Consider the following 23236-nt stretch of genomic DNA (forward strand, 5'->3'; position numbering starts at 1 on the left):
ATCGATATCCGTTCATGGCTCGTTAAGTTGAATTTTACTTCGCACCCGGCAGCGTGCCCATCATCTTGCACAATACCGTCAGCATCACCTCGTCGGCGCCGCCGCCGATCGAGGTCAGGCGGCTGTCGCGATAGGCGCGGCTGACGTGTGTCTCGTTCATAAAGCCCATGCCGCCCCAGAATTGCAAACAGGCATCGGTGAGTTCGCGTCCCAGCCGTCCGGCCTTGAGCTTCGCCATGGTCGCCAGCCGCGTGACGTCCTCGCCCGCGATCAGCGCCTCGGCGGCGCGGTAGATCAGCGCGCGCAGCAGTTCGACCTCGGTCTGCATTTCCGCAAGCTTGAAATGAACCACCTGGTTGTCGAGGATGGTCTTGCCGAACGCCTTTCGGTTGCGCGTGTACTCGGTGGTCTCGGCGATAATGTATTCATGCGCCTTCAGGCATGCCGCGGCACCCCACAGCCTCTCCTCCTGGAACTGCACCATCTGGTAGGTAAAGCCCTTGCCTTCTTCGCCGATGCGGTTGCGCTTCGGCACCCTGACATTATCGAAGAAAATCTGCGCGGTGTCGGAGGAGCGCATGCCCATCTTGTCGAGTTTTCGTGCGACCTCGACGCCCTTGGTTTTCATGGGCACGCAGATCAGCGACTTGTTGCGATGCACCTGCCCGTCGCTGGTATTGGCGAGCAGGCAGATCCAGTCCGCCTTTACGCCATTGGTGATCCACATCTTGCCGCCATTGATTACGTAATCGTCACCATCCGAACGAGCATTGGTCTTGATCGAAGCGACATCGGAGCCGGCGCCCGGCTCCGACACGCCGATGCAGGCCACCGCATCGCCCGCGATCGCGGGCGCCAGAAACTCGCGGCGCACGTCATCGGAGCCGAACCGCGCCAGCGCTGGCGTCGCCATGTCAGTCTGCACCCCGATCGCCATCGGCACGCCGCCGCAATGGATGGCGCCGAGCTCTTCGGCCATCATCAGCGCGTAGCTGTAATCGAGCCCCTGCCCGCCGAATTCAACGGGCTTGTTGAGGCCGAGAAAGCCGAGATCACCGAGCTTCTTGAACAGCGCATGCGAGGGAAACTGTCCGGCCTCCTCCCATTCATCGACGAACGGATTGATCTCGGCGGCGATGAATTTTTGTAGAATACGGCGCGGTTCGTCGTGGTCGGCGGTGAAGAGCATTTTGTCAGTCTATCCCTCGTCGTCATTCTCCGATGCGAAATAGCGCACCGACATTCTGCTCCCCTCCCCCCGCGCAGCGGCGGGGAGGGGTCGGGGGTGGGGGGTCTATCCACGCACAACACTCTCAGCGAGTCTGCGGAGACACCCCCCACCCCCGACCCCTCCCCGCCACGCGCGATGCGCGTGGAGGGAGGGGAGTTAACATCACAGCCCCATCTGCCTCGACGCCAGATCCTTCATGATCTCCTCCGTGCCGCCGCCGATCGCGTTGACCTTCACCTCGCGGTAGATGCGCTCGACCTTGATGCCGCGCATGAAGCCGGCGCCGCCGAAGATCTGCACGGCTTCAGAGGCGCAGAACGCCATGGTCTGGGTCGCCTGGTTCTTCATCATGCAGATCTCGGCAACCGGGCTTTCGCCCTGGCCGAGCCGCCATGCCAGCATTTCCAGCATCGCCTGCGACGCCGCGACCTTCTGCGCCATGTCGACCAGCTTGTGGCGGATCACCTGGTGCTGTGCGATCGGTTTGCCGAATGTCTGGCGCTCCTTGGCGTAGGCGATCGCCTCCTCGACGCAGACGCGCGCGTAAGCCGTGCAGCTCGCCGCCATGCCCATCCGCTCGCTGTTGAAATTGTGCATGATCAGCTTGAAGCCCTGGCCTTCCTCGCCGAGCAGGTTTTGGACCGGCACGCGGCATTCGTCGAAATGCAGCGTCGCGGTGTCCGAGGCCCACCAGCCCATCTTCTTGAGTTTGGTGCGCGAAAGCCCCGGCGTATCGCCCTCGATCAAGAGCAGGCTGACGCCGCCGGCGCCCTCACCGCCGGTGCGCACGGCGACCGTCAGATAATCGGCGCGCATGCCTGACGTAATAAACGTCTTCTCGCCGCTGACGACATAATGGTCGCCGTCGCGGCGCGCCCTGGTGCGGAGATTGGCGACGTCGGAGCCGCCGCTCGGCTCGGTGATCGCCAGCGCCGATATCTTCTTGCCCGACAGCACTTCGGGCAGCACCCGCGCCTTGATCTCGGGGCGGGCGGCGCGCGCGATTGGCGGCGAGCCGATGGTGTGGCTCATCAGACTGGAGGAGACACCGCCGGCGCCGGCACGCGCGAGTTCCTGCGAGGCCACGATTTTCATGAACTGGTCGGCAGCGACGCCGCCATATTCCTCGGGGAAACCCAGCCCCAGCAGGCCGATCTCGGCGGCCTTGGCATATAGTGCGCGCGGAAACTCGCCGGCCTCGTCCCATTCATGGGCATAGGGCTCGATCTCACGCGTCACAAAGCGCCGCATCACGTCGCGAAACGCTTCGTGATCCGCGTTGTAAAACGGGCTGTTCGCCTTTGTCCGCTCCAGCATGCTGTCCTCCCGACGGAATCACGATGCCCTGAATCGGCCGGCCTAAACTTGCGTTGAGCGGCTGACCGGCGCCCGCGCCAGCAACTCAACGCAAGACCGGTTCCCCGGCCATGCCCTAGCCTTCTGCAAAAAAGCAATAACACAAAATCGGCAAAACGCCGGGGAGATGAAGCATGATCCGATGGAGCCAATCTGTCCCGGCCATTTTCCTCGCGCTGTCGCTCGCCGCATCGTCGGCTGCCTTCGCGCAACAGCCCGGCATCACCGCGACCGAAATCAAGTTCGGCAACATCATGCCGTATAGCGGCCCGGCCTCGGCGCTCAGCGTCGTCGGCAAGGCCTTTGCCGGCTATTTCGACATGGTCAACGAGAAGGGCGGCGTCAACGGGCGCAAGCTCAACATGGTCTCGCTTGACGACGGCTTCTCGCCGCCGAAGACGGTCGAGGCGACGCGACGGCTGGTCGAAAGCGAGAACGTCGCCTTCATGTTCGGCACCATGGGCACCGCGCCGAGTTCGGCGACCGCGAAATACCTCAACAACGCCAAGGTGCCGCACCTGTTCCTGATCTCATCCGCGTCGAAATGGAACGATCCGGTCAACCAGCCCTGGCTGATGGCGCTGCCCTGGGCACCGAATTATGTCGAGGAAGCCGGCATCGACGTGCGCTATGCGCGCGCCAAAAATCCCAATGCACGCTTTGCGATCCTTTACCAGAACGACGACGCCGGGAAGGATTACCTGCGCGGCGTGAAAGAGGCGCTTGGGGCCGACGCCGACAAGGCGATCGCGCTGGCATCGAGCTTCGAAGTCGCCGATCCCAGCGTAGATTCGCAGATCCTCACCCTTGCCAACACCAAGGCCGACGTTTTCCTGATCTACAGCGTGACGCCACGCGCCTGCGCGCAGGCGATCCGCAAAGCGTATGAGACCGGTTGGCGGCCGATGCGCTTCATCTCCTCGGGCTGCGCCAACAAGGAAACGGTGATGGTGCCGGCGGGCCTGGAAGCCGCGAGCGGCATCATGTCGGTCGGCTCGCTAAAACCGTACACGGCCGATTCCAAGGATCCTGACCTGGTCGCCTACCGCGATTTCATGAAGGCGCGGGTGCCGAACGTCGATCCGGCGAATTTCGCCGCCGGCTATGGCTACATGGTCGCTCAGGCGCTGGTGGTGGTGCTGGAGCAGTGCAAGAACGATCTGAGCCGCGAGAACATCATGGCGCAGGCCGCCAACCTCAAAGACGTGCAACTGCCGCTGCTGATGCCGGGCGTCAAGCTCAACACCTCACCGAAGGACTATCGACCCATCAAGGACGGCTACATGGTCGAGTTTCGCGACAGCCAGTTCAACGTGATCAGCGAGTTGCTGCGGGGTTCGTGAACCGGGTGACTTGCCGTGGTTGTCAGCTCAATGCCGTGAGTGCCGCGCGTTCAAACGGCATCAAATCGTCGCTCCTGCCGTCACGCACTTTGAGCAGCCATTCCGGATCCTGTAGCAGCGCCCGGCCGACCGCGACGAGATCGAACTCGTCGCGATCGAGGCGGCGGATCAGTTCGTCAAGCGAGGCGGGCTGTGAACTCTCTCCGCCAAAAGCTGCGACGAACTCGCCGGTCAGACCGACCGAGCCGACCGTGATCTTCGGCACCGCCGTCACTTTCTTGGCCCATCCGGCGAAATTCAGGTCGGAGCCTTCGAACTCCGGCTCCCAGAAGCGACGTTGCGAACAATGCAGGATGTCGACGCCCGCATCGACCAGAGGCTTGAGCCAGGCTTCCAATGCGCGAGGGCTGTCCGCCAGCTTCACCGCAAAGTCCTGCTGCTTCCAGTGGCTGAGGCGTAGCAGGATCGGGAACTCGGCGCCGACGGATTTGCGCACGGCGCGGACGATATCGGCCGCAAACCGCGCCCGGCCGGGCAGGTCCTTGCCGCCATAGGCATCCTCGCGCCGGTTGGTACCGTCCCAAAAGAACTGATCGATGAGGTAACCATGGGCGCCGTGCAATTCCACGGCATCGAAGCCGAGGCGCTTCGCCGCAAGCGCCGCATCGGCAAAGGCAGCAATGGTATCGGCGACATCCTCTTCGCTCATGGGGTCGCCGAACTTCTTGTCCGGCCGCGACAGGCCGGACGGACTGTCATACGCGCCGGGAGGCGACCAGTCCTTGGCCTTCGTGCGGACGGCTCCGACATGCCAAAGTTGCGGAGCCATCAGGCCACCGGCGGCATGCACCTCGTCGACCACCCGCCGCCAGGCCGCAAGCTCCTTTTCGCCGTGAAAGCGGGGAACGTTCGGATCGTTCAGCGACGCCGGGCGACTTACCCCCGTCCCTTCCGAGATGATGAGCCCGACCATGCCTTCGGCGCGGCGGCGGTAGTATTGCGCGACGTCCTCGGTGGCTATTCCACCCGGAGAGAACGAGCGCGTCATCGGCGCCATGATGACGCGGTTCGGCAAGTGCAACCCTTTGAACTTGAAGGGCCGGAAAAGGACGTCGATAGACATTCGCACTCCCTGATTCATCGCTTCAGAACTGCGCGTTCTGTCTTGCGGATGGACAGACCGGGCCGCGCATGCGGCCCGTCGCCATCACCCTCATTTTTGCTCGCCGCTGAGCACTTCACCGAACTGTTCCCACGAGCTGCCGGTCCAGCGCTGCAGTTGAAGCTGCGTATAGGCCATGCTGTTGTCCGGCCCCGTGTTGGCCGTGATACCCGGAATGAGGGTCGGAAGCGATAGCCCCCGTATGCTGCGCGCCTGCTTGAGGATGTTCTCACGCGACAGATCGTTGCCACACTGTTTGAGCACCTGCTCCAGGATTTGTCCCTGCTGGGTACCGAACAGATAATTGGCGTCGCCGATGTCGGCGCCCGGCAGGTACTTCGCAAAGTGCTCGCGGTACCACTTCATGCCGGGATCGTCGGCCCATTTCTTGTCGCCGGGATCCTTGAGCATCGTCGCGGCGATGATGCCGACCGCCTTCTCGGGCCCCGCGGGGACGATGGTTGAAGAGACCGAGGTCGACACCAGATTAATCAGGAACAGCGGCTTCCAGCCAATCTCGTCGGTCTTCTTGATGGCCTGCGCCGCGAATTTAGGTGTGCCGGCGAACAGAAACACCTCGGCGCCCGACGATTTCAGCGAGACCACATGGGAATCGATCGTCGGCTCGCTCACCTCATAGGAGGACGCGATGACCTTTTTGTCGAAATCGTCCTTCAGATGACCCTTGAAAGCGTTGATGAAGTCCTTACCGAGATCGTCGTTCTGATACAGGATCGCAACCTTTGCGTTCGGCTGGGTCTGAGCAATGTACCTCGCGTAGATCCGCCCCTCGGTCGTGTAGCTGGGCAGTCCCGTGGTGGTCATGGGGAATTCGGCGAAGTTCGCGAATTTGGTCACGCCACTCACCACGAATAGGTGCGGGACCTTCTTCGCATTGACGTATTTGATGGTGGCGCTGATTCCGGGCGTGCCGAGCGGGCCAAACAGAAATGCGACCTCGTCGCTTTCGATGAGCTTCCTGGTCTGCTCGACCGTCTTCGGCGGACTATACGCATCGTCGTAGGTAATCAGGTTTATCTTCCGGCCATTAATGCCGCCGCGATCGTTGACCGAGTTGACATAGGCGATCAGCCCCTTGCCGGTGTTGCTTAGCGGGGAGGCCGGACCGCTGAACGGAAACGTGGCGCCGATCTTGACTTCCGATTCGGTAATACCTGCCGTTTCGCCATGCGCCGTGCCGACCACGAGCGCCAGGATCGTGGCTGCAGCCGCAGCTGTTCTTCCCAACATTGTCTCCCCTCCCTGTTTGATTGAACTGCCCGTACCGTCGTGTTCACCACTTTTCCTTGAACGGGCGTATTTCCAGCTCGAACGTCCAGGCGCTGCGCGGCTGCTGATAGAGCTGCCAATACGCCTCGGCCACCGATGCCGGCGGCATCAACGCGTCCGGATCGCTCAGCGCGTCGGGCCCGAGCGCCTCGAGGCGGCGCTGCTGCACCCACGCGGTGTTGACGCCGGAATCGATGATGAGATGCCCGACATGGATGTTCCTCGGGCCCAATTCGCGCGCCATCGCCTGGGCCACCGCGCGCAGGCCGAACTTGGCGCTGGCGAACGCGGCATAGCCGGAGCCGCCACGAAGGCTTGCAGTCGCGCCGGTGAAGAAGATGTTGCCCTGCCCGCGCGGCAGCATCAGGCGCGCCGCCTCACGCCCTGCGAGGAATCCGGAGTAGCAGGCCATTTCCCACACCTTGCGAAACACCCGTTCGGTCGTATCGAGGATCGGGAAATTGACGTTGGCGCCGATGTTGAAGATGCAGACCTCGAGCGGAGCCTGCCGGTCGGCGTCGTTCAGGAAGGCGATGATCTCATCTTCCTTACGCGCATCGAGCGAGCGCGCGGAAATGGTGCCGCCGCTCGCCTCGATATCCCTCACCAGCGGCGCCAGCTTGTCGCCGTTGCGCCGGCCGGCGAAGATCGAAAATCCCTCCGCCGCGAACTTCTTGGCGATCTCGGCGCCGATATAGTCGCCTGCGCCGATGATCGCCGCGGTCGCGTTTCGCTTGTTCATGTTGCTCTCCTTGGCGGCATCGGACAGCGGCAGCCGCCAGTACCGGTCAGACCGCGGATGCGGCGCGTGTCGTTGTGGCAGTACCGCGCGCGATGGCGGCTTCCTTGAGTTTGTTCTTGAGGATCTTGCCGGTGGATGCCGCGGGCAGCGCGTCGAGGATCACGATCTCGCTCGGCCGTTTGTAGGACGTGAGCTGCTCCGCGACATAGGCCTGCAGATCGGCGACCGTCACCTCGGCACCGGCCAGGAGCTGCACGAAGGCAACGACCTCCTCATTGCCGTCGACCGGGCGGCCGACCACCGCGCATTGCACCACGTCCCGATGCGCGTTCATCACCCCTTCGATCTCGGCCGGATAGACGTTGAAGCCGGAGCGGATGATCATCTCCTTGGTGCGTCCGACGATGTAGAACTGACCCTGCTGGTTGACGCGGCCGAGATCACCGGTATTGAACCAGCCGTCGCGATCGATCGCGGCTGCCGTCAGATCAGGAGCGCGATAATAGCCGAGCATCACGTTCGCGCCGCGCACATGCAACTCGCCAATCTCACCAAGGCCAACTTCCTTGCCGTCGAGGCTAACGATTCTGTGTTCGATTCCCGGAAGGAATGGACCGACCGTATCGTCCGCTGCCGGATCCCCATCGCGAACGCCGGCGAGGCCCGGTGAGCACTCGGTGATGCCATAGCCGTTGAGCAGCGGGATGCCGAATTCGTCTTCGACGCGGGCCTTGAGGTCGAGGTCGAGCGGCGCGCCGGCAACCCCCATCAGCCGCAGATTGCCGCGCGCCAGTTTTGGAATGCCGTTGACCGTCTTGTATTCCAGCAGGCGCTGATAGGTTGCCGGTACGCCGTAGAGCGTGGTGATGCCTTCATTGGCGATGGAATGGGCAAGGGCCGCGGGATCGGCCTTTGCCACGACGTGCAGCGCGGCGCCGTGCATCAGGGTCGAGATCAGAAGGATCGAGTAGCCGACGATGTGCGACATCGGGAGCACGCCATAGATGCGATCGCCGGGCACGGTCCCGCGCAGGATGCCCGAGACTCTCGCGGCGACCAGCAGGTTGCGATGGCTGAGCATGACGCCCTTCGGCGCGCCGGTCGTACCGGAGGTGTACATCAAGGCGGCCACCTGGCCGTCACTGTGGCCCACGACCGGTTCGGGTTGCGCCGTCTCATTCAACGGCCCGAGTCCGATACCGCCGAACGGGCCGATGGCGCGGAGCGTTGCTTCGGCCCGGTTCGCATGGTCGGCGGCTTCCTTCGACAGTGCGGCATTGAACAGCACGCGCCGGGCACCGCTATGCGAAGCGATCAGATCGAGCTCACGTGCCGACAGCCGCGGATTGACGGGAATAGCCCAGGCCTCGAGCTTGCCGGCCGCAAACAGCATGGCCCCGAGCGCGACGCTGTTTTCGCTCGCGACCATGACGCGGTCACCGGGCCGGATGCCGAGACCGACAAAGTCCTGCGCGACGCCATCAACGGCATCGGAAAACTGCCGATAGGTCCATACGCGCCCCGCCTCGATGAAGGCGGGCAGGTCAGGCGCGTTCTCGACAAAAGGCGAATAGACGTCGTGCACCCGCGCCGGCAGTTGCGCGATCAGTTCGGCCATATCAGTGTCGGTGACGTGAACAGGCATTGCCATCCTCCCTGGTAGACAGCGCCGGCCCTTGTCAGGCTCTGTGCGCTAGCAGTCGAAACAAACAGCCTAGGAAACGCTGGCAGGAACTACGCGGGAACGGGCCTTGGCCTGTTGGGCCAGGATTTCCTCTTCCACGTCCCTGAGCTGATCCTTGCCGAAGAACATCTCGCTACCGACGAAGAAGGTCGGCGAGCCGAACGCGCCGCTGTTGACCGCGTCCTGCGTCAGCTCCATCAGCCGGTTCTTCACCGCGGCGTCCTGCGATCTTGCGGCAATCAAATCGACATCGATCCCGGAGGAGGCCAATGCCGACCGCATCACGGCGGGGTCATCCATCTTCTTGGGCTCTTCCCACATGTGGCGGTAGACCGCACGGCAATACGGCTCGAACAGCCCCTCTGCCTGAGCCGCAACGGCGCCGCGCATCAGTTGCAGCGTATTGACCGGGAAGAACGGATTCGGGCGAAAGCTCGTGATGCCGTGCCGACGAAGGAAGCGTGCCGTCTCTGCTTCCATAAATTCGCGCTTGTTCCGGATCCCCTTCAGATAGTCCGCGGGCGACGAATTGCCCGTAAGCTTGAAGATGCCGCCGAGCAGCACCGGCACGTAATCGAATTTGACGCCGGTCCGCTTCTCGATGTCAGGAATCACAAGGCCGGAGAGATAGGCATTCGGGCTGCCGAAATCGAACAGGAACTGCGCCTGCACCGCTCGCGCGCTCGACATGCCGCGTCCTCCGTCATCTGCGTTTCAAGGAGCCCGAAATGGCTCCGTTTCGGATGAGAGGCATATAGTTCGAAAATCGAACTGTCAATAAATTTCAGGATATAAGGAAACAAAGGTCAACCTGGCAGCCATGATTTCCTTTAATTCGATTTTCGAATGTTATATGGATGGCAATCGAACGCGTTGGAAAATCAGCTGTTTCGAGGACAAATGGCGCGATGGGATTCGCTTGAGCAGGAACAGTGCTCGGTCGCCAGGACGGTCGCCGTCATCGGCGATCGCTGGAGCGTGTTGATCCTTCGCGACTGCTTCCTGCGTGTGCGGCGGTTCGAGGAGTTTCAGTCGCGGCTCGGCGCGCCACGGCACATTCTGGCCGATCGGCTGAAGAAACTCGTTCATTTCGGCGTGCTGCGCCGGGCTCCGTATCAGGACAAGCCTGCGCGCTACGAATATATCCTGACGCAGAAGGGACTGGATTTATATCCGGTCATGATGGCGATCGTGCATTGGGGCGACGTTCACATGGTGGATGAGCGCGGCCGCCCCCTGCTTCACGAGCACAAGAATTGCGGCAAGGTGTTCGATCCGGTGCTGGTCTGCTCCGAGTGCGGCCAGCCGATCCGCGCCAAGGAGGTCCATGTGCACGCCGGACCAGGCGCCGCGGAAGGCGCAGCAGAAGAGTTGGCCGCTCGCGCGAGCGCATCACCCGCGCGATCGAGGTAGGAGATCGAAAGCAAGTCTCGGGCATTTGAGCCGCGAGAGTGCGAAGCTGTGTTTGCGTGATTCTATCCCTGTCGTCCCGGCGAAGGCCGGGACCCATACGCCGCAGCCCATCGGCGAGAATGCTGGCGTTAGAGACCTTCTGCAACAACGAGTGCCGCGGGGTATGGGTCCCGGCCTTCGCCGGGACGACGCACGATCTATCTAAACCGGCTGGTGCGTCGGTGCTGCTGTCCAACCACCCCATCCCAGCCACTCCACGCAAGACAGCATCCCCAGATGACCTCTCAACTGCTAGAATGCCATCAAGCAAAACCGGCAGCACGAGACCGCCGGACGTGGAGGAAACCTTGTCCGTCCGCTATTACGACTGGATCGCCCATTTTGGCCGCCGCACGCCGGATAAAATCGCGGCGATCGACCTCGCCAGCCAGCGCCGGCTTTCCTATGCGGAGTTTGATGCGCGGATCTCGCTGCTCGCCACGCATCTGCGCGACAAACTCAGGATCGCGCGCGGCGACCGGGTCGCGGTGCTGGCACTGAACACGTCAGATACGCTGGAGGTGCAGTTCGCCTGCTTCCGGATCGGCGCCGTGTTCCTGCCGCTCAACACCCGCCTCACCGTTCCCGAGCTACAGTTCATTGTCGGCGATGCCTCGCCCAAAGTCATGATCCACGACACGGACCTTGCCGAGGTCGCGCTATCGGTCGCCAAACTCTGCAACGTTTCATCGGCACTGCTGCTCGGTCCCGGCGGCTCCTATGAGGCAGCGATCGCCGCGTCGAAACCCCTCGATCGCGCCGAGATGGTCACGCTCGATGACATCTCGACCATCATGTACACCTCGGGCACCACGGGCCAGCCGAAGGGCGCGATCATTACCCACGGCATGACGTTCTGGAATTGCGTCAATCTCGGCGGTCCCGCGTACATCTCGCCGTCGTCGGTGCAGCTCACGGTGCTGCCACTGTTCCACACCGGCGGGCTGAATTGCTACACCAATCCCGTGCTGCACGCCGGCGGCACCGTGCTGATCATGCGCGCGTTCGATCCAGCGCTCGCGCTGCAATTGATCAGCGATCCCTCCCAAGGCATCAACCAGTTCTTCGGCGTGCCCGCGATCTACCAGTTCATGTCGCAGCATCCGTCGTTTGCTGCAGCCGATTTCAGCCGGCTCGTGATCGGCGGTGTCGGCGGCGCGCCGATGCCGGTGCCGCTGTTGAAAATATGGGAAGCCCGCGGCGTCGCCCTGCAGCAGGGGTACGGCATGACCGAGACCAGCCCCGCGGTGCTGACGCTCGACAAGGAGGACGCCGCGCGCAAGGCCGGCTCCTCCGGCAAGCCGGTGCTGCATACGGAAGTGCGGATCGTTCGCCCTGATGGGTCAGACGCCGATGTCGGCGAGCTGGGTGAACTCTGGGTCAAGGGACCGAACGTCACGCCCGGCTACTGGAACAGGCCGGACGCCAATCAATCATCCTTCACCGATGGCTGGCTGCACACCGGCGACGCCACGCGCGTCGACGAAGAGGGTTTCTACTACATCGTCGATCGCTGGAAGGACATGTACATCTCCGGCGGCGAGAACGTCTATCCGGCCGAAGTCGAGAGTGTGCTGCATCAATTGACGGCTATCGCCGAAGCCGCCGTGATCGGCATCCCGAACGAGCAATGGGGCGAAGTCGGCATGGCGATCGTGGCCGTGAAGCCCGGCCATACGCTGTCAGCCGACGAAATCCACGCGCATTGCCAGGCCAATCTGGCGCGGTTCAAATGCCCGCGGCTGATCGAGTTCGTCGACGCCCTGCCGCGCAACGCGACAGGGAAGATTCACAAGCCGACGCTGCGAAAGAATTTCAGCGTTTCGAAGCCGACCGACAAGGCCATTGCCTCGTGATCGCGCCGACAAACGAAAAGCCCGCCGGTTCATCACCGGCGGGCCCTTGTCTCAGAGGCTGATTAGAGGATCCCAGTACATCCGTGGTAATCCGTAATCAGCGACAACCTTTAGTCGACGCGAAGGTTCTCAGCGCTGGTCTTGCCGCGCATCGGGTCCTTCTTCGCTTCGAACGAGATCTTCTGACCTTCGTTGAGCGAGCTCAGGCCTGCGCGTTCGACAGCCGAGATGTGAACGAACACGTCCGTTCCGCCATCGTCGGGCTGAATGAAGCCAAAACCCTTGGTCGCGTTAAACCACTTAACTGTTCCGGTAGCCATGTAACTATCTCCAAGATGCGCAAATGCGCTTTGCTCACACGACCTCCGCGTGAGCTTGATCCGATTTCAACGATGTCTTGGGGATGGGCCGGTGTCGGCGTAGTCAACAAGGCAAACGACAATTCGAATAGATGGGATATAGGCGACGATTGTGGCAAATACAAGGGCGCAACAGTTAACCGGGTAAAAACATGGCAAACGGCTCGTCGATCGTCCGCCGCAGACGTTCGCGATACAGCGCATAATTGGCATTATCGGACGAAATGCGCCCAAAACTCGGGTTTGCGACCATCTTGATCGGGACATACGCGATCGGAGCGGCAATCGGCGTCAGCATGGAGCCGCGCCCCGCCAGCAGCGTGGTGATGATGCCGTACATTTCGCCAGATATGGCCACGCGCGCCACCGTGATCAGGCGATGCTGACCGTTCCGGTTGGTGACGAGATAGATGTGGCCGGACTGGTTCGGCACCGCGACTTCGCCGAACTGGGTGTACAGGGCATCTTGCCGCTCGCCTTCGTGGAATACGAGCGATGAAGCCGCATCACTCCAGACAATCTCGGTGAGGTAGGCGAAGATCGCGTCCTTGTCGCCGAACGACGGCCGTATCGTGACATAGGCGCCTTCGATCCACGCCACCGCGCGGCGCGAATAAGCACCCAACCCATCCGGCGCGATGTCGCCATTGACCGGTGCGGCCGGCGCCGGCGCGTCAGGCGTCTTGCGCAGGGATACGCCGAGCGCCTGTTCGAGCCGGACCGTGGTCGCGAGCGTGAACGGACGGCGGCCGCCGAGCACCTTCTCCAGCGTCGAAAGACTGAGTTTTGCGAGCTCGGCCAGCGACTGGCGGGAGATGCGGCGGCGGGCGATCTCCTCCCGAATGGTATCGGCGATCTGCCGGCTTTGTTCGGCGGAAAGCTGCTTGTCCGGCGTCGGCATCGTCACCCCTGTTCGGCCTGTTTGGGCAGTCTACCAGACGCACAATCCATCACAAACCCGCACAAAGCCGCCCCTGCCGTGGCGCACGGCGCTGGCGTCGGGCTGAACAAGGCCGATCATTCCGCTCGCGCCAGTCAGCGCGTTACCGGAGATTCCTTCCCACGACGAACACGTCGCACGGAGTGAAGGAAATGATGATTTGCGGTGAAATCCAGCCCGACAGGCGATCGCGCCTGTCGCGCAAAATGCGCGTAATCCTGTTCTTCGCCTTTGAAGGCGCCGCCGCACTCCTGATCGGATTTGCGGCCTTATTTTTGAGTTTGCCGGCCTGGTCCGCCGAGCGCACGCAGACCGCCTTCCTCAAGCCCGGCGACGCCCGTTCCGGTTCGCTGCTGCTGAAAACCGAAGACGGCTATGCCGACGCCTCGCGGCTCGGCATCGATGTCGATATCACCGTGTCCGGCCCTACGGTCCGCGCCCGCGTCACGCAAGTGTTCCGCAACCCGACACAAGACTGGGTCGAGGCGGTTTACGTCTATCCGCTGCCGTCCGGCGGCGCCGTCGATACGCTGAAGATGGTGGTCGGCGACCGCGTCATCGTCGGCGACATCAAGGAGCGGCAACAGGCCCGCATCATCTATGAGCAGGCGGCACGCAACGGACAGAAGGCGGCGCTGACCGAACAGGAGCGACCGAACATCTTCACCAACTCGGTCGCCAATATCGGCCCCGGCGAAACCGTGCTGGTGCAGATCGAGTATCAGGAGCCGGTGCAACAGAGCGGCAATGAATTCTCGCTGCGGCTGCCGATGGTGATCGGACCGCGCTACAATCCCGCACCTGTCGTGCAGAGCGTCGACTTCCGGCCCGGTAACGGTGGCTGGGGCGCCAGCAAATCCGATCCAGTGCCGGACCGCGACCGCATCTCTCCGCACGTGCTCGACCCCGCGACCAACGCGCCGGTCAATCCGACCAGCATCACGGTGCGGCTGCAGGCCGGCTTCCCGCTCGGCGAGATCAAGAGCCATCATCACACCGTCAAGACCGAAAGCCCAGACGGCAGCACGTTCATCATCAAGCTCGCCGAAGGCGCGGTGCCGGCGGATCGCGATTTTGAGCTGACCTGGAAGCCTGCCGCGGAGAAGGCGCCGTCGGTCGGCCTGTTCCGTGAACATGTCGGCGGCAATGATTATCTGCTCGCCTTCGTGACACCGCCTTCGGTCGAACAGAACGACAAAAAGCCGCTGCCGCGCGAGGTGATCTTCGTGATCGACAATTCCGGCTCGATGGGCGGCGTCTCGATCATCCAGGCCAAGGCCAGCCTCACTTACGCGCTCGGCCGCCTGCAGCCCACCGATCGCTTCAACGTGATTCGCTTCGATCACACCATGGAGATGCTGTTCCCGGCCTCGGTGCCGGCTGACCGCGAGCGAGTCGGTCAGGCCACCTCGTTCGTCGGCGCGCTGCAGGCCAATGGCGGCACCGAAATGGTGCCGGCGATGCGCGCCGCGCTCAGCGACACCGCCCCCGGCGGCGATACCAACTATGTCCGTCAGGTCGTGTTCCTGACCGACGGCGCGATCGGCAATGAGCAGCAATTGTTCGAGACCATCAACGCGCTGCGTGGCCGCTCGCGCATCTTCATGGTCGGCATCGGCTCCGCGCCAAACACCCATCTGATGACGCGCGCCGCCGAACTGGGCCGCGGTGCCTTCACCCATATCGGCTCGGTGGAGCAGGTCGAGGAGCGCATGCGCGGGCTGTTTTCCAAGCTGGAGAATCCCGCGGTGACGAATCTCACCGCCAAATTCTCCGATGCAGCGGCTGACATCACGCCATCGGCGATCCCGGACCTCTACCGCGATGAGCCGCTGATCCTTGCCGCCAAGCTCGACAAGCTCGCCGGCTCGGTCGAGATCAAGGGCCGGATCGGCGACCGTCCGTGGGTGGTGACGCTTCCGCTGGCGAATGCGGCCGAGGGCAAGGGCCTGTCGAAACTGTGGGCGCGGCGCAAGATTGCCGACGCCGAAGTTGCGCGCACCACGCGGCAGGAGAGCCCGGAGGATGCCGACAAGACAATCCTCGCGCTGGCGCTCGATCATCAACTGGTGACGCGACTGACCAGCCTCGTTGCGGTCGACAAGACGCCGAGCCGTCCCGAAGGCGAGCCGCTGAAGGTCTCGGAACTGCCGATCAACCTGCCGGCCGGTTGGGATTTCGCCAAAGTGTTCGGTGAACGCCAACGCCTGCCGGTCGCGCCGACGGAACGTCGCGCCGAGGCCGGCGAGGCCAGGGTTCAGGTTGCGGCATTGAAACGCGCCGCCCCTGCGGTCACGGCAACGCCAAGCACGGTCCAGCTCCCGAAGACGGCGACCGACGCCGAGCTGAAAATGATCCTGGGTGTGATCTTCCTCATATTCAGTCTTGCCCTGTTCGCGTTCAATCGGCGCCAGGCGTTGATCCCCTGACGCCCCCTTGACGGAGGAGGCCCCCCAAGCTCCTCCCGAATGCGCGCGCGGCCCTCCGTCCCCCAGGGTCGCGCGCGCGACTTTTTCCTCACCGTCGTCATTGCGAGCGAAGCGACTTGTCCGCCGTAGCTCAACGAGCGAAGGCGGAAGCAATCCACCTCGCGGCAAAGAAAGTATGGATTGCTTCGCTACGCTCGCAATGACGGGAGGTTCCCAAATGCGCCGCATCCTCCCTCTCCTCCTCGCACTCTCCGGCCTCATCCTGTTCGGCCAGGGCGGCTACATCCACGCCAAGGCGCTGCTCGCGCAAATCCTGCTCGAGCGCGCCTTCACTGAATCCATCGCCACCGGTCGCGAGACAAAACCGTGGTCATGGGCGGATATCTGGCCGGTGGCCCGCATCGAAATAAAGCGGATCCATGCCAGCACCATCGTGCTGGCCGGCAGCAGCGGCCAGGCGCTCGCGTTCGGGCCGGGTCATGTCGAGAACACGCCCGATGCGGGCGAACGCGGCGTGGCGGTCTACTCCGCGCACCGCGATACGCACTTCCGCTTCCTGCAAAGTGTCGCCATCGGCGACGAGATCGACGTCACGCGCCGCGACGGCAAGAAATTCCGATATCGCGCCGATTCGACCTCGATCGTGCGTTTCGATGCTTCGGGCATCGATCCGTTGCGCGACGGATATCAGCTGGTGCTGTCGACCTGCTGGCCGTTCGAGGCGCTGACGCCAGGGCCGGATCGCTATCTCCTGCACGCCACCATGATCGGGCCTGTTCCCTGAGTTCATCCGCCCGTCAATCCCGGGACGCGACAAATACTCCGCCTGCCGGGATATCGTGCGCTACGCGAAGGGCGCTATCGGGCCAACGCGTGTTGCCACCCTCCTCAAGTCTCAATAGAAAGAATGAAAACGCATGGCCGAAGCGCTCGCACGAGATCGCCGTCTGCCAAAGGAAACAACAAGGTAAGGGCACGCTCCATGGAAGCTCGGGTAGTCAACGCGCAGCATTCGGCCGAAAACTGGTCGCCCTCGTCCGACGCCAGCGACATCGTCAAAAGCATCCATGCGATGCTGCACCCGCGCAACATCGTGCTGGTCGGCGCGACCGACAAGCCCGGGAACTACGCCGAGCGCATCTGGAACAATCTGGTCAAGTATCAATATAAGGGCAAACTGTTCCCCGTTAATTCCAAGCGCGAAACGATCTGGGGCGTACCTTGCTACAAGGATTTCGCCAGCCTGCCGGAAAAGCCCGACCACGTGCTGGTGCTGGTGCCGGCGCGTTTCGCGGTGCAGGTGATCCGCGACGCCGCGGCGGCCGGTGCGCGTTCCGCCACCATCGTCACCTCGGGCTTCAGCGAGTTGCAGGACGCCGAAAGCCAGCGGCTGGCGGTCGAACTGAAAGAGGCGGTGCGTGAAACCGGCTTGGCAGTCACCGGCCCGAATTGCCTCGGTAATCTGAGCGCGGGCGAAAACCTGTTCACCAATATCGACGACCGCATCGTGACGATGGAAGCCGGTCCCGTCGCGATCGCCGGTCAATCCGGCGCGATCGTGATGGCGATCCGGCAGGCGCTGGAGGATCGCGGCGTCGGTGTCGGCTACATGGTCACGACCGGCAACGAGACCGGGCTGGAGACGCCGGATCTGATGGCCTATTTCGCGGCCGATCCCTCGATCCGCGTCATCGTGGTCTATCTGGAAGGCGTGCGGAACACCAAAGTGTTCCGCGAGGCCTGCAAGGCGGCGCGTGCCGCCGGCAAGCCGGTGATCGCGCTCAAGCTCGGCGCCTCCGAGGGCGGCCGTGCGGCGGCGATGGCGCATACCGGCGCGCTGGCCGGCTCGATCCAAACCTTCGATGCGATCTCGACGCGCGAAGGCGTGATCCGCGTTCGCGGCCTCGATGAACTGATCGAGACCACCGAATGTTTCGTGCATGCCGAACCGCCGAAGAGCAATCGCCTCGCCGCGGTGTCGCTGTCGGGCGGCAAGCGCGGCCTCTTGATCGACGCGTTCGATTCAGCCGGGCTCGCCTTCGCGCCGCTGAGCGCGGACGCGACCGAGAAGCTCGCAAAGATGCTCGGACCGGGCAGCATCGTCGGCAATCCGCTCGACGCCGGATTTGCCGCCGTGGTCGATCCCTCCGTCTACATGCAGTCGATCAAGATCATGATCGACGATCCCGACACCGATATCGTGATCATCGACGCCGAACTGCCGAAGGCGCCGCATGAACTGCGCGAGCGCAATCTGCGTATCGTCAACGACATGGCGGGCGCCGCCAGCAAGCCCGTGGTCTATATCAGCGCGATGTCGATCGGCTTTACCGAGTTCACCAAGGGCCTGCGCAAGTCGCTGCCGAACATCGCGGTCATGCAAGGCCTTGACCGCGCGGTGGGCGCGATCAAGTCGCTGATCGAATATGCGAGCTTGCGCAAAGTCGTGCCGGAGATCGCGTCGAGTTCGAAGGCTTCCGCCCGTGCCGTGCTGGAGAAGACGCTAAAGAGCGCCAACGGCGCCGCGGCGCTCGACGAAGTCGCCTCGAAGAAACTGCTGAAGGCCTACGGCATTCCGGTCTCGAAGGAAGAGATCGCGCAGACCGCGGCGGACGCAGTGAAGATCGCCAAGAAGATCGGTTTCCCCGTGGTCGCCAAGGTGGTCAGCGCCGAGATCCTGCACAAGTCGGACATTGGCGGTGTGGTGCTGAACATCAACAATGCCGCCGAGGTGAAGAAGGCGTTCAACGACATCACCGCGCGGGTCAGGAAGCTGAAGAACAAGCCGAAGCTCGAAGGCATTCTGATCGCGCAGCAGGTCAAGTCCGATTTCGAACTCGTGGTCGGCGCCTCGCTCGACGCCGAAATGGGCCCCGTGGTGCTGTTCGGCACCGGCGGCGTCGATATCGAACTGATGAAGGACGTGGCGCTCGCCGGCGCGCCGCTCGATGCCGACGAGGCGAAACAACTGATCGGCAAGACCAAGGCAGGCGTCAAGATGAAAGGCTATCGCGGCAAGCCCGCGCTGCACGAGGCTTCCGCGGTGAAGGCGCTGGTTGGGCTATCCAATCTGATGGCGGACGCGGGAACCCGCATTGCGTCGATCGACGTCAATCCGTTCCTGATCAACAGCAAGGTCGGCGTCGCCGTCGACGGCCTGATCGTGCTCAACAACGCCGCGGCCAACAAGGCGGCGGGGCACTGACGGTGCCTCTCCTCCCTCGCCCCGCCCTTGCGGGGAGAGGGTTGGGGTGAGGGGCTCTATCCGCAGCGGCGGTGCTAACTGAAAGACCTGTACCCCCTCACCCGGATCGCAAGAGCGATCCGACCTCTCCCCGCAAGCGGGGCGAGGTTAAGTAAAGCTCACAACCCCGCGCCCCATTGCCGCGCGGTCTGCACCAGCCAGTCGCGGTAGAGCGTCAGCGGCGTGACGCCGGTGAGCCCGCCGCAACCGGCCGAGCTATTGGCTCCGGTCGACCAGCTGACGACGCCGACGATAACAGGACCTGATTGCTTGTCCTCGAACACCGGCCCACCAGAGTCTCCCGTGCAGGCGCCGAGCCCGTCGCGGGTGCCCTGGCTCACGGGATCGACCAGCCGAATCTGCAGCGTCCCTGGCTTGCCGGTTGCGACCAATCCGGCGGCGCGGATGGTGCCGCCGCTCTTGCCGTCGCCGCGCGTCGTGACGCCGATGCCGGCGATCGTAAAGCGGCTGCCGACGAGAATCGGAATGTTGGGCATGCCGAGCGTCGACGGCGTCTTGCCTTTGACAGGAGAACCCAGTTGCAGCAGCGCCACATCGGCCGTCGCCCGGTGCGCCAGCATCGCCTGCATCTTGAAGCCGGGATGAATGGCGACGCTCTTGACGTCCTGCAACGAAGGCTGCTTGTCCGCGCCATATTCGACGATCTTGTAATCGGCACCGGGCTGCACGCAGTGTGCCGCGGTCAGCACGATTTTGGGCGCGATCACCGCGCCGGTGCAGAAGTTGCCGCGGGAACCGACAATGGTGACGACCGATCGACCGACACCGTCGGCAGATGGCGCGCCACCGCCCACGATGGCGTAAGCGGGTGCGGCCGCCAGCAGCGCAAGACTGGCAATTATTCGAGCGAGGACTTTCATGGCCGCAGCAATACCCCGCGCAACCGACATCGCCAAGCCGCGGATCGGACTGGCTCAGAAGGGCATTCCGTGTTAGCCGCTCCTCCGTCGCGTATTGATATGGCGGGGAAATAATGGTCGAGGCGGTGATCTGGGATTTTGGCGGGGTGCTGACCACTTCGCCGTTCGAGGCGTTTACGCGGTTCGAGACCGAGCGCGGACTGCCCGCCGACATCATCCGGCGCACCAACGCCGCCAATCATCTGGAAAACGCCTGGGCGAAGTTCGAGCGCGCCGAAGTCGACATCGAAGCCTTCGATGCGCTGTTCGCAACGGAATCGAAGGCGCTGGGCGCCGAGGTTCGCGGCAGGGACGTGTTGCCGCTGCTCTCGGGCGACCTGCGCCCCGAAATGGTCGAGGCGCTCAAACGCGTGAAGGCCAAGTTCAAGACCGGCTGCATCACCAACAACCTTCCGGCCAACGCGATCGGCAGCCACAGCGGCCGCTCGCTCTATGTCGCCGAAGTCATGGTGCTATTCGATCATGTCATCGAGTCCGCCAAGATCGGCCTGCGCAAGCCCGACCCGCGCATCTACCAGATGATGGTCGAAACGCTGCAGGTCGATCCCAAAAACTGCGTCTATCTCGACGATCTCGGCGTCAATCTGAAGCCGGCGCGGCAGATGGGCATGACCACGATCAAGGTGCTCAATGCGGCGCAGGCGATCGCGGAGCTGGAGACGGCGACCGGGCTCACATTGCGCTAGGCGGAATTAGCCGAATTTGCCGCCTGCATATGACCAAACGAGGCTTGTTCTTTGCAGGGAACGGGGGCAGAACACTTTGAAATCCAGTGAATTTCGGAGTTGAAACCCGTGGCTGACAAAGGGCCGACCGCCTCGATCGAGGCAGTGGAAAGCGGCCTTGCCGCGCAGGGCTATATTGCGAGCCGGCAGATCGCGACCGCGGTCTATCTGTCGCAGCAGATCGACAAGCCCATTTTGGTCGAAGGTCCCGCCGGCGTCGGCAAGACCGAGCTTGCGAAGGCGATCGCGGCGTGGCGCGGGCTGAAGATGATCCGCCTGCAATGCTACGAGGGCCTCGACGAAGCCAAGGCGCTCTACGAGTGGAAATACGCCAAGCAGCTGCTGTACACGCAGATCCTGAAGGACAAGCTCGGCGAAGTGCTCGGCGGCGCCGAAACGCTGCACGACGCGCTGGCGCAATTGCATGATTTCGGCGACGTGTTCTTCTCCAAGGAATTCGTCGAACCGCGGCCGCTGCTGCAGGCGCTGGAACAACCTGCCGGCTGCGTGCTCCTGATCGACGAAATCGACAAGTCGGACGCTGAGTTCGAATCGCTGCTGCTGGAAATCCTCAGCGATTTCCAGGTCACGATTCCGGAACTCGGCACCGTTACCGCCATCGCCGCGCCGACCGTGATCCTGACCTCGAACAGCGAACGCGATCTCGGCGACGCGCTGAAGCGGCGGTGCCTCCATTTACACATCGGCTTCCCCGAGCAGAAGCTGGAGGAGCGTATCGTCGAAAGCCGCGTGCCCGGAATTTCGCAGACGCTGCGCAAGCAGATGGTCGGCTTCATCCATGAGGTTCGCTCGCTCGATCTGAAGAAGCTGCCGTCGGTGAGCGAGACGATCGATTGGGCGCGGGTTCTGGTTCTGCTGCAGGCGCCCGAACTCGGCAGCGAGATCGTCAAGGATACGCTCAACGTGCTGCTGAAGTACGAGGCGGATATCGAGGCCACACTGCCCCAGGTATCCACCTTCATCGCCAAGACATCGCGGCAGAGCGTCGTCTTCGGATAAAGCGGATGAGAGAAAACCTGCATCGCTTCTTTCGTGCGGCGCGGGGCGCAGGCGTCAGGCTCTCGCCGGCCGAAAGCATCGATGCCATGCGCGCGGTCTCCAAGGTCGGCTTCAGCGACCGCACCGTGCTGCGCGACACCTTCCTCCTCACGCTCGCTAAGACCCAGGACGAGAAGAAGGCGCTCGGCGCGTGCTTTGATCTGTTCTTCGATCAGCCCGAACCGTCGCAGCCGCCGCCCGAAGACAGCGAGACGGACAAGTCGGACACGCAAGACCCCGGTGCGGCATCCGACACGCAAGGCGACGCCGATGGCGGCGACCAGGCCCAGGATCTCGGCCAGCTCGCGCAGATGCTGCTGTCGCAGGACCGCAACGCGATGGCGGCTGCCATCGCCAACGCTTCGAATGCCGCATATCTGTCCGACATCCGCTACTTCACGCAGCGCGGCATCTTCTCGGGCCGCATCCTCGACCAGATGGGCATCCAGCGCCTGCGCGACGACCTCGACGCACTGACCGCGACTAATCCCGCCTTGGCGGAACGGCTGCAGACGGCGCTGGACGGCTTGCGTGACACCGTGCGCGAAACCGTCTCGCAGGCCTTGATGCTGTACGGCCGCGAGGAAGCCGAGAATCTGCGCAACGAGATATTGCGCAACGCGCCGCTGTCGCGGATCGAGCCGCGGCAGGTCGCGCAGATGCGGGTTCTGATCCGCCAGATCGCGCGCCGCCTGCGCGAGCGTTACAGCAAGCCGCGCAAGCGCCAGCGCCGCGGGCATCTTGACGTGCGCCGGACTATCCGGCGCAACGCCGCCTGGGGCGGCGTGCCGTTCCTCACCGCATGGAAACGACGCCACCGCGACAAGCCGAAGATCATTGCGCTGTGCGACGTCTCGGGTTCGGTGGCGCGGGTATCCGATTTCTTCCTGCTGCTGATCCACAGCCTGCACGAAGTGGTCTCCGATGTCCGCTCGTTCGCTTTTTCCGGACATTTGATCGAGGTCAGCGACATCCTGGAATCCAAATCGCCTGAAGAGGCGATGGCCGAGATCATGTCCAAAGTCGGCTTCGGCTCGTCGGATTACGGTAATTCCTTTGCCGATTTCGAACACGAATGGATGAACGCGATCACGCCGCAGACCACGGTGATCATCCTCGGCGACGCCCGCAGCAACAATCTCGACCCTCGCGCGGATATTCTTCGCCGTATCGGCGAGCGATCGAAGCGCCTGGTGTGGCTCAATCCCGAAGGGCGCATGGCCTGGGGCTGGGGCGACTCGGAAATGCCGCGTTATTCGACCTTCTGCACCGTCGTGCGGCAATGTTCGACCGCGCAACAGCTGGAACGCGCAGTGTCGGATATCGTGGCGAGCTATCAGTAGTTCCACCCCAAGGCGCCTGAATCCTGTATTGTTCGTCTCGCGCACCCCGATTCCCGCCTGTTCACCCCGTTTTGAAGCCG

At 63.0% G+C, this 23236-nt stretch carries 19 protein-coding genes; 9 read left to right on the forward strand and 10 right to left on the reverse strand.

Annotated features, from left to right (window positions below; genetic code table 11):
- Positions 1–34 precede the first annotated feature (34 nt).
- Complete coding sequence (locus JQ641_RS34090; RefSeq protein WP_212000859.1) at positions 35–1189, reverse strand: acyl-CoA dehydrogenase family protein; 1155 nt, start codon at positions 1187–1189, stop codon at positions 35–37.
- Positions 1190–1393: 204 nt separating this feature from the next.
- Positions 1394–2548 carry an acyl-CoA dehydrogenase family protein gene (locus JQ641_RS34095; RefSeq protein ID WP_212000861.1) on the reverse strand — a complete coding sequence of 385 codons (1155 nt, stop codon included), beginning with the start codon at positions 2546–2548 and terminating at the stop codon, positions 1394–1396.
- Between the two features lie 173 nt (positions 2549–2721).
- Between JQ641_RS34095 and JQ641_RS34100 the strand changes: the two genes are divergently transcribed.
- Positions 2722–3930 (forward strand): ABC transporter substrate-binding protein, encoded by a 1209-nt coding sequence (locus JQ641_RS34100; protein ID WP_212000863.1) that lies wholly within the window; start codon positions 2722–2724, stop codon positions 3928–3930.
- A 22-nt stretch (positions 3931–3952) separates the two neighbouring features.
- Here JQ641_RS34100 and JQ641_RS34105 read toward each other — a convergent pair whose 3' ends face one another.
- The 5 genes from JQ641_RS34105 to JQ641_RS34125 all read right to left on the reverse strand — a co-directional run bounded on the left by JQ641_RS34105 (position 3953) and on the right by JQ641_RS34125 (position 9498).
- Positions 3953–5053 (reverse strand): NADH:flavin oxidoreductase, encoded by a 1101-nt coding sequence (locus tag JQ641_RS34105; protein ID WP_212000865.1) that lies wholly within the window; start codon positions 5051–5053, stop codon positions 3953–3955.
- Positions 5054–5143: 90 nt separating this feature from the next.
- The gene (locus tag JQ641_RS34110; protein ID WP_212000867.1) at positions 5144–6343 is read right to left on the reverse strand and encodes an ABC transporter substrate-binding protein; all 1200 of its coding nucleotides are present in this window, start codon (positions 6341–6343) and stop codon (positions 5144–5146) included.
- A gap of 43 nt (positions 6344–6386) precedes the next feature.
- Positions 6387–7124, reverse strand: a complete 738-nt coding sequence (locus tag JQ641_RS34115) for an SDR family oxidoreductase (RefSeq protein ID WP_212000869.1) — start codon at positions 7122–7124, stop codon at positions 6387–6389.
- 46 nt (positions 7125–7170) lie between these two features.
- Positions 7171–8769 (reverse strand): class I adenylate-forming enzyme family protein, encoded by a 1599-nt coding sequence (locus tag JQ641_RS34120; RefSeq protein ID WP_212000870.1) that lies wholly within the window; start codon positions 8767–8769, stop codon positions 7171–7173.
- Positions 8770–8838: 69 nt separating this feature from the next.
- Positions 8839–9498: a 2-hydroxychromene-2-carboxylate isomerase gene (locus tag JQ641_RS34125; protein ID WP_212000871.1), complete on the reverse strand. Its 660-nt coding sequence runs from the start codon at positions 9496–9498 to the stop codon at positions 8839–8841.
- Between the two features lie 210 nt (positions 9499–9708).
- Between JQ641_RS34125 and JQ641_RS34130 the strand changes: the two genes are divergently transcribed.
- Positions 9709–10221, forward strand: coding sequence for a winged helix-turn-helix transcriptional regulator (locus JQ641_RS34130; RefSeq protein WP_212000872.1), 513 nt, complete (start codon positions 9709–9711; stop codon positions 10219–10221).
- A 347-nt stretch (positions 10222–10568) separates the two neighbouring features.
- The gene (locus JQ641_RS34135) at positions 10569–12116 is read left to right on the forward strand and encodes an acyl-CoA synthetase (RefSeq protein ID WP_212000875.1); all 1548 of its coding nucleotides are present in this window, start codon (positions 10569–10571) and stop codon (positions 12114–12116) included.
- A gap of 110 nt (positions 12117–12226) precedes the next feature.
- Here the strand turns inward: JQ641_RS34135 and JQ641_RS34140 are convergent, their stop codons facing one another.
- Positions 12227–12436 carry a cold-shock protein gene (locus JQ641_RS34140; protein ID WP_192735591.1) on the reverse strand — a complete coding sequence of 70 codons (210 nt, stop codon included), beginning with the start codon at positions 12434–12436 and terminating at the stop codon, positions 12227–12229.
- 175 nt (positions 12437–12611) lie between these two features.
- Entirely contained in the window at positions 12612–13376 is a 765-nt protein-coding gene (locus tag JQ641_RS34145) for a helix-turn-helix domain-containing protein (protein WP_192735592.1), read from the reverse strand.
- 245 nt (positions 13377–13621) lie between these two features.
- On the opposite strand from JQ641_RS34145, the gene JQ641_RS34150 reads away from it, so the two are divergent.
- The 3 genes from JQ641_RS34150 (at position 13622) to JQ641_RS34160 (ending at position 19049) form a co-directional block, all read left to right on the forward strand.
- On the forward strand, positions 13622–15844 hold the full coding sequence (locus JQ641_RS34150) for a marine proteobacterial sortase target protein (protein ID WP_249151082.1): 2223 nt from the start codon (positions 13622–13624) through the stop codon (positions 15842–15844).
- A gap of 217 nt (positions 15845–16061) precedes the next feature.
- On the forward strand, positions 16062–16628 hold the full coding sequence (locus tag JQ641_RS34155) for a class GN sortase (RefSeq protein WP_212000883.1): 567 nt from the start codon (positions 16062–16064) through the stop codon (positions 16626–16628).
- A 198-nt stretch (positions 16629–16826) separates the two neighbouring features.
- Positions 16827–19049, forward strand: coding sequence for an acetate--CoA ligase family protein (locus JQ641_RS34160; RefSeq protein WP_212000885.1), 2223 nt, complete (start codon positions 16827–16829; stop codon positions 19047–19049).
- 158 nt (positions 19050–19207) lie between these two features.
- On the opposite strand, the gene JQ641_RS34165 is transcribed toward JQ641_RS34160, so the two are convergent.
- Complete coding sequence (locus JQ641_RS34165; RefSeq protein WP_212000887.1) at positions 19208–19969, reverse strand: S1 family peptidase; 762 nt, start codon at positions 19967–19969, stop codon at positions 19208–19210.
- A gap of 113 nt (positions 19970–20082) precedes the next feature.
- On the opposite strand from JQ641_RS34165, the gene JQ641_RS34170 reads away from it, so the two are divergent.
- The 3 genes from JQ641_RS34170 (at position 20083) to JQ641_RS34180 (ending at position 23156) form a co-directional block, all read left to right on the forward strand.
- Positions 20083–20715: an HAD-IA family hydrolase gene (locus tag JQ641_RS34170; protein WP_212000892.1), complete on the forward strand. Its 633-nt coding sequence runs from the start codon at positions 20083–20085 to the stop codon at positions 20713–20715.
- A 108-nt stretch (positions 20716–20823) separates the two neighbouring features.
- Positions 20824–21774: an AAA family ATPase gene (locus JQ641_RS34175; RefSeq protein ID WP_212000894.1), complete on the forward strand. Its 951-nt coding sequence runs from the start codon at positions 20824–20826 to the stop codon at positions 21772–21774.
- 5 nt (positions 21775–21779) lie between these two features.
- Positions 21780–23156 carry a vWA domain-containing protein gene (locus tag JQ641_RS34180; protein ID WP_212000896.1) on the forward strand — a complete coding sequence of 459 codons (1377 nt, stop codon included), beginning with the start codon at positions 21780–21782 and terminating at the stop codon, positions 23154–23156.
- The last annotated feature ends 80 nt before the right edge of the window (positions 23157–23236 follow it).

Source organism: Bradyrhizobium sp. JYMT SZCCT0180, assembly GCF_018130165.1.
Lineage (GTDB): Bacteria > Pseudomonadota > Alphaproteobacteria > Rhizobiales > Xanthobacteraceae > Bradyrhizobium.